General features: G+C 70.0%; 23 protein-coding genes. 21 read left to right on the top strand and 2 right to left on the bottom strand.

The window, feature by feature from the left end:
* The first annotated feature begins 1 nt into the window (after position 1).
* The 17 genes from J0911_RS06490 (at position 2) to rplQ (ending at position 9961) form a co-directional block, all read left to right on the top strand.
* Positions 2-187 (top strand): type Z 30S ribosomal protein S14, encoded by a 186-nt coding sequence (locus J0911_RS06490; protein ID WP_013837851.1) that lies wholly within the window; start codon positions 2-4, stop codon positions 185-187.
* Between the two features lie 70 nt (positions 188-257).
* The gene (rpsH, locus tag J0911_RS06485) at positions 258-656 is read left to right on the top strand and encodes a 30S ribosomal protein S8 (RefSeq protein ID WP_207274632.1); all 399 of its coding nucleotides are present in this window, start codon (positions 258-260) and stop codon (positions 654-656) included.
* A 19-nt stretch (positions 657-675) separates the two neighbouring features.
* Positions 676-1212, top strand: a complete 537-nt coding sequence (gene rplF, locus J0911_RS06480; RefSeq protein ID WP_207274631.1) for a 50S ribosomal protein L6 — start codon at positions 676-678, stop codon at positions 1210-1212.
* Between the two features lie 2 nt (positions 1213-1214).
* Positions 1215-1586, top strand: a complete 372-nt coding sequence (gene rplR / locus J0911_RS06475; RefSeq protein ID WP_207274770.1) for a 50S ribosomal protein L18 — start codon at positions 1215-1217, stop codon at positions 1584-1586.
* A 31-nt stretch (positions 1587-1617) separates the two neighbouring features.
* Positions 1618-2283, top strand: coding sequence for a 30S ribosomal protein S5 (gene rpsE, locus J0911_RS06470; protein WP_207274630.1), 666 nt, complete (start codon positions 1618-1620; stop codon positions 2281-2283).
* Positions 2283-2465 carry a 50S ribosomal protein L30 gene (rpmD, locus tag J0911_RS06465; RefSeq protein WP_201845197.1) on the top strand — a complete coding sequence of 61 codons (183 nt, stop codon included), beginning with the start codon at positions 2283-2285 and terminating at the stop codon, positions 2463-2465. Before rpsE ends, rpmD begins: the two co-directional genes overlap by 1 nt.
* Positions 2466-2467: 2 nt before the next feature.
* Positions 2468-2929, top strand: a complete 462-nt coding sequence (gene rplO / locus J0911_RS06460) for a 50S ribosomal protein L15 (RefSeq protein WP_242636341.1) — start codon at positions 2468-2470, stop codon at positions 2927-2929.
* Positions 2930-3196: 267 nt separating this feature from the next.
* Positions 3197-4492 carry a preprotein translocase subunit SecY gene (gene secY / locus J0911_RS06455; RefSeq protein ID WP_207274629.1) on the top strand — a complete coding sequence of 432 codons (1296 nt, stop codon included), beginning with the start codon at positions 3197-3199 and terminating at the stop codon, positions 4490-4492.
* Between the two features lie 77 nt (positions 4493-4569).
* Complete coding sequence (locus tag J0911_RS06450; protein WP_207274768.1) at positions 4570-5127, top strand: adenylate kinase; 558 nt, start codon at positions 4570-4572, stop codon at positions 5125-5127.
* Positions 5128-5277: 150 nt separating this feature from the next.
* The gene (gene map / locus J0911_RS06445) at positions 5278-6117 is read left to right on the top strand and encodes a type I methionyl aminopeptidase (RefSeq protein ID WP_207274767.1); all 840 of its coding nucleotides are present in this window, start codon (positions 5278-5280) and stop codon (positions 6115-6117) included.
* 55 nt (positions 6118-6172) lie between these two features.
* Positions 6173-6574, top strand: coding sequence for a hypothetical protein (locus J0911_RS06440; protein WP_207274628.1), 402 nt, complete (start codon positions 6173-6175; stop codon positions 6572-6574).
* A gap of 240 nt (positions 6575-6814) precedes the next feature.
* Positions 6815-7036: a translation initiation factor IF-1 gene (infA, locus tag J0911_RS06435; protein ID WP_123815718.1), complete on the top strand. Its 222-nt coding sequence runs from the start codon at positions 6815-6817 to the stop codon at positions 7034-7036.
* A 12-nt stretch (positions 7037-7048) separates the two neighbouring features.
* On the top strand, positions 7049-7162 hold the full coding sequence (gene rpmJ / locus J0911_RS06430) for a 50S ribosomal protein L36 (RefSeq protein ID WP_003956441.1): 114 nt from the start codon (positions 7049-7051) through the stop codon (positions 7160-7162).
* A 169-nt stretch (positions 7163-7331) separates the two neighbouring features.
* Positions 7332-7706, top strand: coding sequence for a 30S ribosomal protein S13 (gene rpsM, locus J0911_RS06425; RefSeq protein ID WP_207274627.1), 375 nt, complete (start codon positions 7332-7334; stop codon positions 7704-7706).
* A gap of 80 nt (positions 7707-7786) precedes the next feature.
* Complete coding sequence (gene rpsK, locus J0911_RS06420) at positions 7787-8176, top strand: 30S ribosomal protein S11 (protein ID WP_123815716.1); 390 nt, start codon at positions 7787-7789, stop codon at positions 8174-8176.
* A 179-nt stretch (positions 8177-8355) separates the two neighbouring features.
* Positions 8356-9375, top strand: coding sequence for a DNA-directed RNA polymerase subunit alpha (locus tag J0911_RS06415; protein ID WP_207274626.1), 1020 nt, complete (start codon positions 8356-8358; stop codon positions 9373-9375).
* Positions 9376-9451: 76 nt separating this feature from the next.
* Positions 9452-9961: a 50S ribosomal protein L17 gene (gene rplQ / locus J0911_RS06410; protein ID WP_207274625.1), complete on the top strand. Its 510-nt coding sequence runs from the start codon at positions 9452-9454 to the stop codon at positions 9959-9961.
* A gap of 198 nt (positions 9962-10159) precedes the next feature.
* Here the strand turns inward: rplQ and J0911_RS06405 are convergent, their stop codons facing one another.
* Positions 10160-10918: an ROK family protein gene (locus J0911_RS06405; protein ID WP_307864948.1), complete on the bottom strand. Its 759-nt coding sequence runs from the start codon at positions 10916-10918 to the stop codon at positions 10160-10162.
* A gap of 172 nt (positions 10919-11090) precedes the next feature.
* On the opposite strand from J0911_RS06405, the gene truA reads away from it, so the two are divergent.
* Positions 11091-12008 (top strand): tRNA pseudouridine(38-40) synthase TruA, encoded by a 918-nt coding sequence (gene truA / locus J0911_RS06400; RefSeq protein ID WP_207274623.1) that lies wholly within the window; start codon positions 11091-11093, stop codon positions 12006-12008.
* A 30-nt stretch (positions 12009-12038) separates the two neighbouring features.
* On the opposite strand, the gene J0911_RS06395 is transcribed toward truA, so the two are convergent.
* On the bottom strand, positions 12039-12452 hold the full coding sequence (locus J0911_RS06395; protein WP_207274622.1) for a DUF5709 domain-containing protein: 414 nt from the start codon (positions 12450-12452) through the stop codon (positions 12039-12041).
* Between the two features lie 268 nt (positions 12453-12720).
* Between J0911_RS06395 and rplM the strand changes: the two genes are divergently transcribed.
* The 3 genes from rplM to glmM all read left to right on the top strand — a co-directional run bounded on the left by rplM (position 12721) and on the right by glmM (position 15298).
* Positions 12721-13170: a 50S ribosomal protein L13 gene (rplM, locus tag J0911_RS06390; protein WP_192860881.1), complete on the top strand. Its 450-nt coding sequence runs from the start codon at positions 12721-12723 to the stop codon at positions 13168-13170.
* 43 nt (positions 13171-13213) lie between these two features.
* Positions 13214-13699 (top strand): 30S ribosomal protein S9, encoded by a 486-nt coding sequence (gene rpsI / locus J0911_RS06385; RefSeq protein WP_207274621.1) that lies wholly within the window; start codon positions 13214-13216, stop codon positions 13697-13699.
* 234 nt (positions 13700-13933) lie between these two features.
* Positions 13934-15298 (top strand): phosphoglucosamine mutase, encoded by a 1365-nt coding sequence (glmM, locus tag J0911_RS06380; RefSeq protein ID WP_207274620.1) that lies wholly within the window; start codon positions 13934-13936, stop codon positions 15296-15298.
* Positions 15299-15407: the final 109 nt, after the last annotated feature.

Here is a 15407-nt window from a genome sequence, read left to right as displayed (position 1 = left end):
CATGGCGAAGAAGGCCCTGATCAACAAGGCGAACGCCAAGCCCAAGTTCGCCGTGCGCGCCTACACCCGGTGCCAGCGGTGCGGTCGCCCGCACTCCGTGTACCGCAAGTTCGGCCTGTGCCGGATCTGCTTGCGGGAGATGGCCCACCGCGGCGAGCTCCCCGGCGTCACCAAGAGCAGCTGGTAACAACTACGCCGTAGGTCCGCGCCGTGCCCGGCACGGTGCGGATACCCCGGCGAGGAAGGGCTAGAGCCCGATGACTATGACCGACCCGATCGCAGACATGCTGACCCGTCTGCGGAACGCGAACTCGGCTCACCACGACACGGTTTCCATGCCGTCGTCGAAGCTGAAGTCGAACATCGCGAAGATCCTCCAGGCCGAGGGCTACATCACCAGCTGGAACGTCGAGGACGCCCAGGTGGGCAAGGTCCTGACGCTGCAGCTGAAGTACGGCCAGAACCGTGAGCGCGCCCTCTCGGGCGTGCGCCGCGTGTCGAAGCCCGGTCTGCGCGTCTACGCGAAGTCCACCAACCTGCCCAAGGTTCTGGGTGGCCTCGGCGTGGCGATCCTGTCCACGTCCTCCGGCCTCCTGACGGACCGGCAGGCCGAGTCCAAGGGCGTCGGCGGCGAAGTGCTCGCCTACGTCTGGTAATCGGAAGGGAGAAAGAAGCATGTCTCGTATCGGCAAGCTCCCCGTTCCGGTCCCGGCCGGCGTGGACGTCACCATCAGTGGTGCGCTCGTGACCGTCAAGGGCCCGAAGGGGACCCTGGACCACACGGTCGCCGCACCCATCACGGTCGCTCTGGACGACGGCGCCATCACGGTGTCCCGCCCGAACGACGAGCGGCTCTCGAAGTCGCTGCACGGCCTGACCCGCACGCTGCTGGCGAACATGATCACCGGCGTCACGGACGGCTACGAGAAGAAGATGGAGATCGTGGGCACGGGTTACCGCGTGCTCGCGAAGGGCTCCAACCTCGAGTTCGCGCTCGGCTTCTCGCACCCGGTCGTCGTGGAGGCGCCCGAGGGCATCACGTTCAAGGTCGACGGCGCGACGAAGTTCTCCGTGTCCGGCATCGACAAGCAGCAGGTCGGCGAGGTCGCGGCCAACATCCGCAAGATCCGCAAGCCCGAGCCGTACAAGGGCAAGGGCGTGCGCTACGCCGACGAGCACGTCCGGCGCAAGGTCGGAAAGGCTGGTAAGTGACGATGGCCATCAAGATTCTTGGCAAGGGCAAGATCGTTGCCCGCAAGCGCCGTCACGCGCGTGCCCGCAAGAAGGTCACCGGCACCGCCGTCCGGCCTCGCCTGGTCGTGACGCGTTCCTCGCGCCACATGGTCGCGCAGGTCGTGGATGACACCGTCGGCAAGACCGTCGTGTCGGCCTCCACGCTGGAGGCGGACCTGCGTGCGTTCGACGGCGACAAGACGGCCAAGGCCCGCAAGGTGGGCGAGCTGGTCGCCGAGCGCGCCAAGGCCGCCGGCGTCGAGACCGTGGTGTTCGACCGCGGTGGCAACAAGTACCACGGTCGGGTGGCGGCAGTCGCCGACGGGGCCCGCGAAGGCGGGCTGACCCTGTGACGACCGACGCACGGAAGAAGAGGACTCTCTGATGGCTGCAGGGCAGCGCAGCGGCGCCCCCCAGGGTGCCGCCAACGGGAACGAGAAGAAGAACGACGGCCGTCGTTCGGGTCGCCGTGACGACCGCCGCGGTGGCGGCGGCCGCGGCGAGGAGAAGAGCGCCTTCGTCGAGCGCGTGGTGACCATCAACCGTGTCGCCAAGGTCGTCAAGGGCGGTCGCCGCTTCAGCTTCACCGCGCTCGTCGTGGTGGGCGACGGCGACGGCACGGTCGGCGTCGGCTACGGCAAGGCCAAGGAGGTGCCCTCGGCGATCGCCAAGGGTGTCGAGGAGGCGAAGAAGAACTTCTTCCGCGTCCCGCGCATCCAGGGCACCATCCCGCACCCCATCCAGGGTGAGGAGGCCGCCGGTGTTGTGTTCCTCCGTCCGGCGTCGCCGGGTACCGGTGTGATCGCCGGTGGTCCGGTCCGCGCCGTGCTGGAGTGCGCCGGCATCCACGACGTGCTGAGCAAGTCGCTCGGTTCGTCCAACGCGATCAACATCGTGCACGCCACGGTGGCGGCGCTCCGCGGGCTCGAGCAGCCCGAGGCCGTCGCCGCGCGTCGTGGTCTGCCGCTGGAGGACGTGGCCCCGGCCGCACTCCTGCGGGCGCAGGCCGCCGGTATCGCGGCGGCCGCCGAGGCGAAGGCGGGTGCGTGATGGCTCGACTGAAGGTCACCCAGGTGAAGTCCACCATCGGTGGCAAGTTCAAGCAGCGTGAGACGCTGCGGACCCTCGGCCTCAAGCGGATCGGCGACACCGCCGTGAAGGAGGACCGTCCGGAGGTCCGCGGCATGGTCAAGACGGTGTCGCACCTTGTCACCGTCGAGGAGGTCGAGTGATCATGGCGGACAGCAAGCCGCTGAAGGTCCACCACCTCCGTCCGGCCCCGGGCGCCAAGACCGCCAGGACCCGCGTGGGTCGTGGTGAGGCGTCGAAGGGTAAGACGGCGGGCCGTGGTACCAAGGGCACGAAGGCCCGCTACCAGGTTCCCGCGGGCTTCGAGGGCGGGCAGGTTCCCCTGCAGATGCGTCTTCCGAAGCTGCGTGGGTTCAAGAACCCGTTCCGCGTCGAGTACCAGGTCGTGAACCTGGACAAGCTCTCGGAGCTGTACCCCGCCGGTGGCTCGGTCACCGTCGAGGACCTCGTCGCCAAGGGCGCGGTTCGCAAGAACCAGCCGGTGAAGGTGCTCGGCAACGGAGACGTCACCGTCAAGCTCGAGATCGCGGTGGACCGCGTCTCGGCGTCGGCCCGGGAGAAGATCCTGGCCGCCGGTGGCTCCGTGGCCGAGCCCACGGAGAACTGAGCAGGTCGCACGGGACCGGCAGCGCGTCAGCGCGGCCGGTCCCGTGTCGTCTACCAGGGCCGATGACGGCGTGGCGGGCGCGTCCCATGGTGGTGTCGCGCCCGAAGTCGGGCAGACTAGGCCCGTGCGTGGTCCGACGGACTCCGCAGGCAACGTAGAATCCGACAGGTCCCGTACGTCGACGAAGAACGGCAACGGGCGACGACGACATCTCGCCGGGGAGATCCGGCGACACGAGACCCCGCGCACGCGGGCCAGGAGGACAGGGTGCTCAGCGCATTCGGCCGGGCTTTCCGGACGCCAGACCTGCGGCGCAAGCTGCTGTTCACGATCGCGATCATGTCGCTGTTCCGCGTCGGGTCGTTCATCCCGACCCCAGGCGTGGACTATGGGAACGTCCAGCAGTGCATCGAAGGTCAGCAGGACAACTCGCTGCTCGGGCTGATCAACGTGTTCAGCGGCGGGGCGCTCCTGCAGCTGTCGGTGTTCGCGCTCGGGATCATGCCCTACATCACGGCGAGCATCATCGTCCAGCTCCTGCGCGTGGTGATCCCGCGGTTCGAGGCCCTCCACAAGGAGGGGCAGTCGGGCCAGACGAAGCTCACGCAGTACACCCGCTACCTGACGATCGCGCTGGCGATCCTGCAGTCGACGACGGTCATCACGACCGCGCGCCAGGGTCTCCTCTTCCCGGGCTGCGACCTGGCCGTGATCGCCGACGACACCGTGCTCACCGCGGTCCTCATGGTCATCACCATGACCGCTGGTACGGGCCTGGTCATGTGGCTCGGCGAACTCATCACCGAGCGGGGTGTCGGCAACGGCATGTCGCTGCTGATCTTCACGTCGATCGCGGCGAGCTTCCCGACGGCGCTCTGGTCCATCGCCGGTGGCGCCAACGGCGTCCTGAACTTCACGATCATGATCGTGGTCATCGTCCTGGTGGTCGGCCTGGTCGTGTTCGTCGAGCAGTCGCAGCGCCGGATCCCGGTGCAGTACGCGAAGCGTATGGTCGGCCGTCGCATGTACGGCGGCACGAGCACCTACATCCCGATCAAGATCAACATGTCCGGTGTCATCCCGGTCATCTTCGCGGCGTCGATCCTCGCGCTGCCCGGCCTGATCGCCCAGTTCGGGGACCAGCAGTCCGACTGGGTCATCTGGATCTCGAACAACCTGGTCCAGCCGTCGGAGCCGCTGTACATCGCGCTCTACACGCTGATGATCATCTTCTTCTGCTTCTTCTACACGTCGATCACGTTCAACCCGGACGAGGTCGCGGACAACATGAAGAAGTACGGCGGCTTCATCCCGGGCATCCGGGCGGGCCGGCCCACCGCGGAGTACCTCGACTACGTGATCACCCGGATCACCTCCGCCGGTTCCCTGTACCTCGCGCTGGTGGCGCTGATCCCGACGCTGGTGCTCGTCTTCCTGGGCGTCACCACCAACCTGCCGTTCGGCGGCAGCTCGATCCTCATCGTGGTCGGCGTCGGGCTCGAGACGGTCAAGCAGATCGACTCCCAGCTCCAGCAGCGTCACTACGAAGGATTCCTCCGTTGAGCCAGACTCCCACCACTTCTCGCAGCGACCTGCACGTCCACGAGGGCCCGGAGGGTCGCATCACGCGACTCGTCATCATGGGCCCGCAGGGCGTCGGGAAGGGCACGCAGGCCGCACGGCTCGCCGAGACCTTCGGGATCGTGACGATCTCCACGGGAGACATCTTCCGCGCGAACATCGAGGGCGACACCGAGCTCGGCCGCACGGCGAAGGCCTACACCGAGAAGGGCGAGCTCGTGCCGGACGAGGTCACGAACGCCATGGTGCGTGACCGCCTGAGCCGGCCCGACGTCGTGGACGGCTTCCTGCTCGACGGGTACCCCCGCAACGCCGCCCAGGTGGCCGAGCTGGACCACATCCTGTCGGATCTCGGCTGGGAGCTGGACGGCGTCATCGAGCTCACGGCCGACCGGGACGAGCTCCTGGCGCGTCTCGCGAAGCGGGCCGAGGACGAGGGGCGCACCGACGACACCCCGGAGGGCATCAGGAAGCGCCTGGAGATCTACGACGCGCAGACCGCTCCGCTCACGGAGGCCTACGCCGAGCGAGGGCTGCTGGCCAAGGTCGACGGCGTCGGGCCCATCCCCGACGTCACCGACCGGATCGTGACGTCCCTCGCGGCACAACTCGGATGACGTCGGCGACGGGTGAGCCGAGGGCGGGCGCCGAGGAACGCGGCGCTCACCCTCCGCGGGATCCCGAGAAGACGTCGGGGCAGGCCTGATCGCGTGCTCGGACTCGGCCGGGAGCGCATCGAGCACAAGACTCCGGAACAGGTGCGCCTCATGCGGCGTGCCGGCCTCGTGGTAGCCGACACGCTCCACGCCGTCCGGGACGCCGCCCGCCCGGGCATGACCACCGCGGACCTCGACTCCGTCGCGTCGGACGCCATTCGTGGCGCCGGCGCGACGCCGTCGTTCCTCGGCTACGAGGGGTTCCCGGCCACGATCTGCGTATCGGTCGGCGACGAGGTGATCCACGGCATTCCCGGCGGCCGGGTGCTGGGCGTCGGTGACCTCGTCTCCGTGGACTGCGGGGCGATCGTCGACGGCTGGCACGGGGACTCCGCGATCTCGTTCGTGCTCGGAGCGGACGGCGCCGTGGCGGTGGACGCGCCGGACGACGCCGTGGAGGCCGTGGGCGGCTCCGTCGCCCATGCCCAGCTCGTGCGAGCCACGGAGGCCGCGATGTGGGCGGGCATCGCCGCTCTGGCCGGCGGCCGGCGGCTGAACGACGTGGGCCGCGCGGTCGAGGCGAGTGTCGAGCTGGCCGGTGAGCTGATCGGTGTCGAGTACGGGATCGTCGAGGAGTACGTCGGCCACGGCATCGGGAGCGCGATGCACCAGCCGCCGGACGTGGTGAACTTCCGGGTCCGGGAGGCCGGGCCACGGCTGCGGCCGGGGATGTGCCTGGCGATCGAGCCGATGGTCACGCTGGGTACCGGCGACACGCACGTGCTCGACGACGAGTGGACGGTGGTCACCGCCGACGGTTCACGTGCCGCGCACTGGGAGCACACCGTGGCGATTCTCGAGGACGGCATCTGGGTGCTGACCGCGCCGGACGGGGGAGCGGAGCGCCTGGGCGACCTCGGCGTGGACGTGCGGCCGCTCGGCCGATCCTGACGGTTCCTCGCGGAGGCTTACTTAGCTGGAGTCAGTTGGTCTATGCTCCCGTGGCATGACCGATGACGCTCATGCCGTCCGGCCCGGCCCGCCGATCCGGACACCCGCCGACCCCGGCGTCCCGCTGCTCCGGCGTGCTACGGCGGTTCTCGGCGGGAGGTTCGCGCGGCTCGGCCGGTGGTCCGGCCGCTGGGCGCGGCGTCTGGTCCTCGGCGTCTGGTTCTGGGTGGGCCTCGTCGTCGGCTTCGGGACCTCGCTGCGGTTGTGGGAGTCGGTCCTGCTGCTCGCCGTCGTGGGCTGGGCCGCCGGCGTGTGGCTGTGGCGCCGCGGGCGCCGCACGGAGCTGGTCGCGGTGTCGGTGGGCGTCCTGCTGGGCTGGGTGCCCATGCTCGTCCTGTTCGTCGGTGCGCTCCCGCACACGATGATCGGCCCGCCCGGAGTCGAGTACGACCTCTGATAAGATGGGCCGTTGGGTGTAGTCCGCGCTTCCGGCGCCGAAGGACGTAGTCCCATCAGGTTCGGCCTCCAGCGGTGTTTCGGCAGGTCGATCGCTGACGGTTCGGCCTTGGCCGGGTGCTGGTCCGCCATCGGGCCGGCGTCTGCGGCTGCACGCGACATCCTCGTCCTGACGGCGGCATGCTTCTCGCGTGCCCCGGAGCAGGCTCGAGGAACAGGCCGACGAGAGTTAGCGGAGGATATGGCTAAGAAGGACGGTGTCATCGAGATCGAGGGCAGCGTGGTCGAGGCTCTGCCGAACGCGACGTTCCGCGTGGAGCTGGAGAACGGTCACAAGGTGCTCGCCCACATCTCGGGCAAGATGCGCCAGAACTACATCCGAATCCTTCCCGAGGACCGGGTCGTGGTCGAGCTCAGCCCGTACGACCTGTCCCGCGGCCGGATCGTCTACCGCTACAAGTAGTCAGAGGAAACCATGAAGGTCAAGCCGAGCGTCAAGAAGATCTGCGACAAGTGCAAGGTGATTCGCCGGCACGGTCGCGTCATGGTGATCTGCGACAACCTGCGCCACAAGCAGCGCCAGGGCTGATCACCTCCCGGGGCAACCCCGGGCCGGTGGCCACGGCCACCACCAGCGCACCACCTCGAACCCGCCGCGCAGGCGGGGGAACCCTCGGCCCGGAGGCCGGGGCCCGCGGATCTCGCGGGATGGCGGTGCGGCAGACCTCCGGACGAGAAGTACAGGAGCCGTCAGGCACATGGCACGTCTTATCGGCGTCGACCTCCCTCGCGAGAAGCGGGTCGAGATCGCGCTCACCTACATCTTCGGGGTCGGCCGGACCCGCGCCAAGGAGACCCTTGCCGCGACCGGGATCAACCCCGACACCCGCGTGAAGGACCTCGGCGACGCCGAGCTCGTCGCGCTCCGCGACCACCTCGAGTCGAGCTACCAGCTCGAGGGTGACCTCCGCCGCGAGGTCGCGTCCGACATCCGCCGCAAGGTGGAGATCGGTACCTACCAGGGTCTGCGTCACCGTCGCGGGCTGCCGGTGCGCGGTCAGCGCACCAAGACCAACGCGCGTACCCGCAAGGGTCCGAAGCGCACCGTCGCCGGCAAGAAGAAGGCCCGCTGACAAGCAGTCCGAGGTGCGGGCAGCGCCCTTCGGGGAAGCGCCCGCCCCGGTCCGACCAGACCAGGAGATAGAGAGCACCAATGCCTCCCAAGACCCGCAAGCCGCGTCGCAAGGACAAGAAGAACGTCCCGCTCGGCCAGGCGCACATCAAGAGCACGTTCAACAACACCATCATCTCGATCACGGACCCCTCGGGTGCCGTGGTCTCGTGGGCGTCCGCCGGCCACGTCGGCTTCAAGGGCTCCCGCAAGTCCACGCCGTACGCCGCGCAGCTCGCCGCCGAGTCGGCCGCACGCCGTGCCCAGGAGCACGGCGTGAAGAAGGTCGACGTCTTCGTCAAGGGCCCGGGCTCCGGTCGTGAGACCGCCATCCGCTCCCTGCAGGCGACGGGCCTCGAGGTGGGCTCGATCCAGGACGTGACGCCGCAGGCGCACAACGGCTGCCGCCCCCCGAAGCGTCGCCGCGTCTGACCCCGTCGCGCGTGGCGCGCCTCCGCCCGCTCGGGTCGGGGCACTCCGCGAACGCGACACCCGCTCACCCCACACGGTGAGCACCTTCGCCCGGCGAGCGGACAGAGTCTCGCCGGGCCGCGAGAGATCGCGATCCGTGATGCGTCATATAGCGGACGCACGCTGAAAGGACACCCACAGTGCTCATCGCACAGCGCCCCACGCTGACCGAAGAGGTCATCTCGGAGTACCGTTCGCGGTTCTCCATCGAGCCGCTCGAGCCCGGCTTCGGCTACACGCTCGGCAACTCGCTGCGTCGTACGCTGCTGTCGTCCATCCCGGGCGCGGCCGTGACGTCCATCCGCATCGACAACGTGCTGCACGAGTTCAGCACGGTGGCGGGCGTGAAGGAGGACGTGACCGAGATCATCCTCAACATCAAGAACCTCGTCGTCTCCTCGGAGAACGACGAGCCCGTCGTGATGTACCTGCGCAAGCAGGGCGCCGGTGTGGTCACCGCCGCGGACATCGTGCCGCCGGCGGGGGTCGAGGTGCACAACCCCGATCTGCACATCGCCACGCTCAACGAGAAGGGCAAGCTCGAGATCGAGCTGACCGTCGAGCGGGGCCGTGGGTACGTGTCCGCCGCGCAGAACAAGTCGTTCGACGCGGAGATCGGCCGCATCCCGGTCGACTCGATCTACTCGCCCGTTCTCAAGGTCACGTACAAGGTCGAGGCCACCCGAGTCGAGCAGCGCACCGACTTCGACAAGCTCATCGTCGACGTCGAGACCAAGTCGGCCATCGCGCCGCGTGACGCGCTCGCCTCGGCCGGCAAGACGCTCGTCGAGCTGTTCGGCCTTGCCCGTGAGCTGAACGTCGAGGCTGAGGGTATCGAGATCGGTCCGTCGCCCACGGACACCGCGCTCGCCGCGGACCTGGCGCTGCCGATCGAAGAGCTCAACCTCACCATCCGGTCGTACAACTGCCTCAAGCGCGAGGGCATCCACCAGGTCGGTGAGCTCGTCGCGCGCAGCGAGGCGGATCTGCTCGACATCCGCAACTTCGGCGCCAAGTCCATCAGCGAGGTGAAGGAGAAGCTCGCCGAGCTGAACCTGAGCCTGAAGGACTCGCCCCTGGACTTCGACTCCGGGGCGAACTACTTCAGCGGTGACGACGCGGCGCCCAGCTACAGCGGCGGCGACGAGCAGTCGTACTGACACCCGCGCCGCGGGCGCGTCCCGGCCATCCGGGAGCGCGCCCGCGGCGGCGGTACATCCCTAAGGAGCACATGCAATGCCTACCCCTACCAAGGGTGCGCGCCTCGGCGGTAGCCCGGCTCACGAGCGTCTGATCCTCGCGAACCTCTCCACCGCGCTGTTCGAGCACGGCCGCATCACGACCACCGAGACGAAGGCGAAGCGCCTGCGCCCGCTGGCCGAGAAGCTGATCACCTTCGCGAAGAAGGGCGACCTGCACGCACGGCGCCGGGTCCTTCGCGTCGTCCGTGACAAGGGCGTGGTCCACACGCTGTTCACCGAGATCGCGCCGACCATGGCCGAGCGTGACGGTGGCTACACGCGCATCACCAAGATCGGCGCCCGCAAGGGCGACAACGCGCCGATGGCGGTCATCGAGCTCGTCACCGAGCCGGTGAGCCCGAAGCAGGCCGTGGTCAAGGAAGCGACCAAGGCCACGGAGAAGGCGGCTCCGGCCGAGCCGCAGGCCGAGGAGGCCACCGAGGCTCCCGCCGCCGAGAGCGCCGAGGCCCCTGCCGAGGAGCCGGCGGAGAAGAAGGACGCCTGACGCGTCCACACCTCTTCCACGACGGAGCCCTGCCGCGCACCAGGATGCGGCGGGGCTCCGCTGTTCGTCGGCGCGGCCCGGCGATCGCGCTGATCGGTCCGTTCGTGAGCCGTCGGTCGTTCGAACTGCCGATCACTCACGAGGGGACCGAATGGCTGGGGCTGTTGCCTGACGCTGCCGGGCGTCGTGCCCGGCGTGTTATTGCGGCGGGAGGTCCCAGGCGCGGGCGCCGCCGACCAGGCCCGCGGAGTTCGGTACGACGACGACGTCGTCGCCCAGGCGGGCCAGCGCCGACGGCGTGATGTTGCGCGAGTTGCCCCCGCCCAGGTACAGCCGGTCCCAGTGGAAGACGGGCCGGAGTCCCTCCACGACGTTCACCACACGCCGTGACCAGAGTCCGTCCCCGAGCCGACGGCGTTCCGGTTCGCCGATGTACTCGTCGTAGGTGAGGCTGCGGCGAATCGGGGCCCGGGACCACTCCAGGTGCGGCGCCAGCCGGCCGCCGTGGAAGTGTGCCGACCCGAGGCCGGTCCCGAGCGTCAGGACCAGTTCGAGGCCGGAGGCCGCGATCACCCCCGCACCGTGCACCTCGGCGTCGTTCAGGACCAGGGCGGCCATGCCCAGCCGGTCCGCCACGGCAGCCTGCATGTCGAAGTTCGCCCAGGCGGCGGCCAGCGCCGGGTCGACGCGCGAGCGGGGCCCGGATCGCGTGACGTAGTGCGGCGTGTGCACGACGACGCCACTACGGATCATCCCCGGCATCCCCACCGTCACCCGCTGCGCGCCCGGGAGGTCGGCGGCAATCCTCGCGATCACGTCGACCAGGAGTTCCGGGGCGAGCGGGTACGGTGTCGGGACGCGCACGGGCTGGGCGTGGGCGGTTCCGGCGGCGTCCAGCACGGCGGCCTTGATCCCGCTCCCGCCGCAGTCCACGGCCAGCGTCAGCACGTCGTTCACGCCCCCACGGTACGCACTGCGGCGGGGCGACGGCGGCCGCGGCCGGGGGGCGGGGAGGGCTTGTGCGCCGGTGCGGCGCGACATCGACCCGCCGGCCGGTCCGTCGGCAGGGGGAGGGCGCGCTGGACCTCGGGCTCAGCCGGCTGGTCCGCCGGGAGGGGAGAATGTCGTCGTGGACGATCTCATCCGGATCAGGCTCGATCTCGCCTACGACGGCACCAAGTTCGCCGGCTGGGCGCGCCAGCCCACGGAACGCACCGTGCAGGGTGTCCTGGAGGACGGGCTCGCGACGATCCTGCGCACTAAGCCGCTCGGGCTTCCCGCGCCGCGGCTCACTGTCGCGGGGCGCACGGACGCCGGCGTGCACGCGCGCGGGCAGGTCGCCCACGTGGACGTCCCGGTGAGTCGCTGGGAGCAGATGCCCGGACGATCCGATCGCTCGCCGGGGGAGGCGATGGTGACGCGCCTGGCCGGGGTGCTCCCGGCGGACGTCGTCGTGCAACGGGCCTCTCCCGCGCCGGAGGGGTTCGACGCCCGCTTCTCCGCGCTGCACCGCCGGTACTCGTACCGCATCGCCGACGACCTCACGTACCGGGATCCGCTGCGCCGCACGCACGTGCTGTTCAATCGCCGGCCGCTCGACGTCCCCGCGATGGACGCGGCCGTCAGGCCGCTCGTGGGACTGCACGACTTCGCCGCCTACTGCAAGCCGCGCCCCGGGGCGACGACGATCCGCGAACTGCTCGACGTGGGCTGGGAGCGCACTGGACCGGGGGCCGACGCGGGGCTCGTCGTCGCCCGGATCGTCGCCGACGCGTTCTGCCACAACATGGTGCGGGCGATCGTGGGCGCCTCGATCGCGGTCGGGGAGGGGCGCCGTCCCGTCGAATGGCCCGCCGAACTGCTCGCGAGCCGGGCACGGACCGCGGGCGCGGCGGTCGTGCCGCCGCAGGGCCTCGTGCTGGAGGAGGTCACCTACCCGGCCGACGGCGAGCTCGCCGAGCGGGCCGACCGCATCCGAGCCAGGCGGATGGACGAGGAGGTCTGGACGGACACGGCTCGGCCGGGTTCGTACCGCCCTGGCTCGTAGCGGGCCGGCGAGCAGCCGGACGAGGGTCGATCAGGGTTCCTCGACCCAGTGGACCGCCGCCTCCTCGGCGCTCGCCCCGGCGCCGTCGATGCCGGCGTCGTCCCCGTACAGGTCGTTCTCACGACTGCCGGACTCGCCGGGATCGGCGTCGTCGTCCTCGACGAGGCGTCCTGCCCGCGAGGTGTCCGGGCGGGCCAGCGGATCGCCGTCCCAGCTCTCGGGTTCCTCCTCGGCCAGCCGCCGGTCGAGGGGCTCGCCGTGGGACTCCTCCCACGCCGTCTCCCCCCAGTGGTTCTTCCGGGGGTAGTCCGGCGGGGAATAGCCTTCGTCGAGCACGTCCTGGGTTCCCCGATCGAGCAAGGTGTCGGACTGCTGCAACTGGTTCGTGTCGCCCTCGGCGCCGTACTCAGGATCCGGCGACGTGGCGGTCGTATCGCCGCTCATGGATCTACGGTGACATACTCGTGGCCTCGGGGCGAGGGCGTGTCGAACGCCACGTGGGTGGTCCACCTCGCTCGCTTTGACCCTGCTCGGAACGCACGGGTATTCTGGGTCGTCGTTGTGCTATGTCTCCGACGTCCTGCACCGGCAGCGCCCCACTCGCACGCCGATGTCTGGCCCGGACGTCACCGTGAGCTCCCGCGCACAATGACCCTGACTCATCGGGCGCCGCTTCTCGCCCGACGACACCGAGAACAGAAGGTTACGAACCGTGCGTACGTACACCCCCAAGCCCGGCGACGTCCAGCGTGACTGGCACGTCGTCGACGCGACCGACGTCGTCCTGGGCCGCCTGGCCTCCCAGGTCGCCACGCTGCTGCGCGGGAAGCACAAGCCGACCTTCGCTCCGCACGTCGACGGCGGCGACTTCGTCATCGTCATCAACGCGGAGAAGGTCGCCCTCAGCGGCAACAAGCGCGAGAACAAGATGGCGTACCGCCACTCCGGCTACCCGGGTGGTCTGACCGCCACGCCGTACGGCGAGCTGATCGAGAAGAGCCCGCGCAAGGCCATCGAGAAGGCCGTCCGCGGGATGCTCCCGAAGACGACGCTCGGCCGCGAGCAGATCAAGAAGCTCAAGGTCTACGCGGGTGCCGAGCACCCGCACGCGGCGCAGCAGCCGAAGCCGTTCGAGATCACCCAGGTTTCGCAGCAGGCCTGAGGCCGCTGCAGGATCGCAACGCGAAGGACGCGAGGACTACACAGTGGCTGAGACCACCGTCGACACCGAGCTGGACGAGACGACGCCCAGCACCTACACCAGCGAGACGGTCGCCCCCGCAACGGGCGGCTCGTCCCTCACCGCACCCGGCCAGGCCGTCGGGCGCCGCAAGGAGGCCGTGGCGCGTGTGCGTCTGGTCCCCGGCACCGGTCAGTGGAAGATCAACGGCCGCACCCTCGAGGAGTACTTCCCGAACAAGGTGCACCAGCAGCTGGTCAACGACCCGCTGAAGCTGGTCGAGGTCGAGGGCCGCTTCGACGTGATCGCGCGCATCAACGGCGGCGGCAGCTCCGGCCAGGCCGGCGCGCTGCGCCTGGGCATCGCCCGGGCGCTGAACGCCATCGACGCCGAGTCGAACCGCCCGGCCCTGAAGAAGGCCGGCTTCCTCACGCGTGACGACCGTGCGGTCGAGCGCAAGAAGGCCGGTCTCAAGAAGGCCCGCAAGGCGCCGCAGTACAGCAAGCGCTGACGAAGGGCGCGGCGCGCGGTACGGGCCGAGGTACGAGTCACGTGCCGCGCGCGGAACCCGAGAAAGCGCTCTGGCGGACGGTGCGCTGACGAAGGGCGCAGCGCAGGGTACGGGCCCAGGCACGTTCCCGGTGGCCCCGCACGGCACTGCCGTGCGGGGCCACTGCGCTTCTCACCCTCTTCGTGAGCCCATTAATCTTGGGCGCACATCTTTCGGCACGGAAGGACACCACACATGGGCAGGCTGTTCGGCACCGACGGCGTGCGAGGGCTCGCCAATCGCGACATCACGGCGGAGCTGGCGCTCTCGCTGGGAAGCGCGGCGGCCCGGGTGCTGACCGCCCAGGGCGAGATCCTGGGCCCGCGTCCCCGAGCGGTCGTCGGGCGGGACCCGCGGGCGTCGGGCGAACTCCTCTCCGGTGCCGTGGCGGCCGGGCTGGCCTCGGCAGGGGTCGACGTGATCGACCTCGGCGTCCTCCCGACCCCGGCCCTCGCCTACCTCGTCAGCGAGCTGGACACGGACCTCGGCGTCATGATCTCGGCGTCCCACAACGCGATGCCGGACAACGGCATCAAGTTCTTCCAGCGAGGGGGACTCAAGCTGGACGACGCCGTCGAGGACGCCGTCGCCGCGGTGCTGGACGACGAATGGGAACGTCCGGTCGGCGCCGACGTCGGCCGTATCCGTCTGGACCCGGGGCTCGCCGCCGCGAAGTACGTGAAGCATCTGACCGAGAGCATCGGGACCACCCTGGAGCACCGCCCGCTGGAGGGACTGCGGATCGCGCTGGACTGCGCGAACGGTGCGGCCAGTGAGGTGGGGCCGCAGGCGTTGCGGGACGCGGGGGCCGACGTCGTCGTCATCAACGCCAGCCCCGACGGGCGCAACATCAACGAGAAGTGCGGGTCCACCCACCCCGAGCAGCTGCAGGCGGTGGTCGTGGCCTCCGAGGCGGACTTCGGGGTGGCGTTCGACGGCGATGCCGACCGGTGCATCGCGGTGAGCCACGCGGGGGACATCGTCGACGGCGACCAGATCCTCGGCATCCTGGCCTCCGCGCTGAAGGACGAGGGGCGGCTGCCGGACAGCACGCTGGTCGTCACCGTGATGTCGAACCTCGGCCTGATCCTCGCGATGCGTGAGGCCGGGATCAACACCGTGCAGACCGCGGTCGGGGACCGGTACGTGCTGGAGGAGATGCGAGCGAAGGGCTACGGGCTGGGCGGTGAGCAGTCCGGTCACATCATCCTCGCCGACCATGCCACCACCGGCGACGGCGTCCTGACCGCGCTGCACCTGGCCGCACGGGTGAAGACGGCCGGACGTCGGCTCGCCGACCTGGGGGCGGACATCCGGCGGCTGCCGCAGATCCTCGTGAACGTGAAGGGCGTGGACAAGTCGCGCGCCGGGAGCCACGACGGTGTCAAGGCGGCCGTGGTCGCGGCGGAGGAGCGGCTCGGTGCCACCGGGCGGGTACTCCTGCGCCCGAGCGGGACGGAGCCCGTGGTCAGGGTTATGGTCGAGGCGGCGACGCAGGACCAGGCCGAGGCGGAGGCGGAACACCTGGCGTCGGCAGTGCGGGAGCATCTCGCGCTCTGACCGGGCGGGCGACCCGCCGGGCAGGCGGCCGGCCGGACGGGTGACGCCGTGTCCGGGTCGGCGCCCCGGTTGGGGACGTACCGGAGGGACCCTGGGTCAGGGGCGCGAA

Origin of the sequence: Myceligenerans salitolerans (assembly GCF_017349295.1) — a bacterium.
GTDB classification, from domain to species: Bacteria; Actinomycetota; Actinomycetes; order Actinomycetales; family Cellulomonadaceae; genus Myceligenerans; species Myceligenerans salitolerans.
Note: the sequence above shows the minus strand (reverse complement) of the source record. Positions and strands in the feature narration are given on the sequence as shown.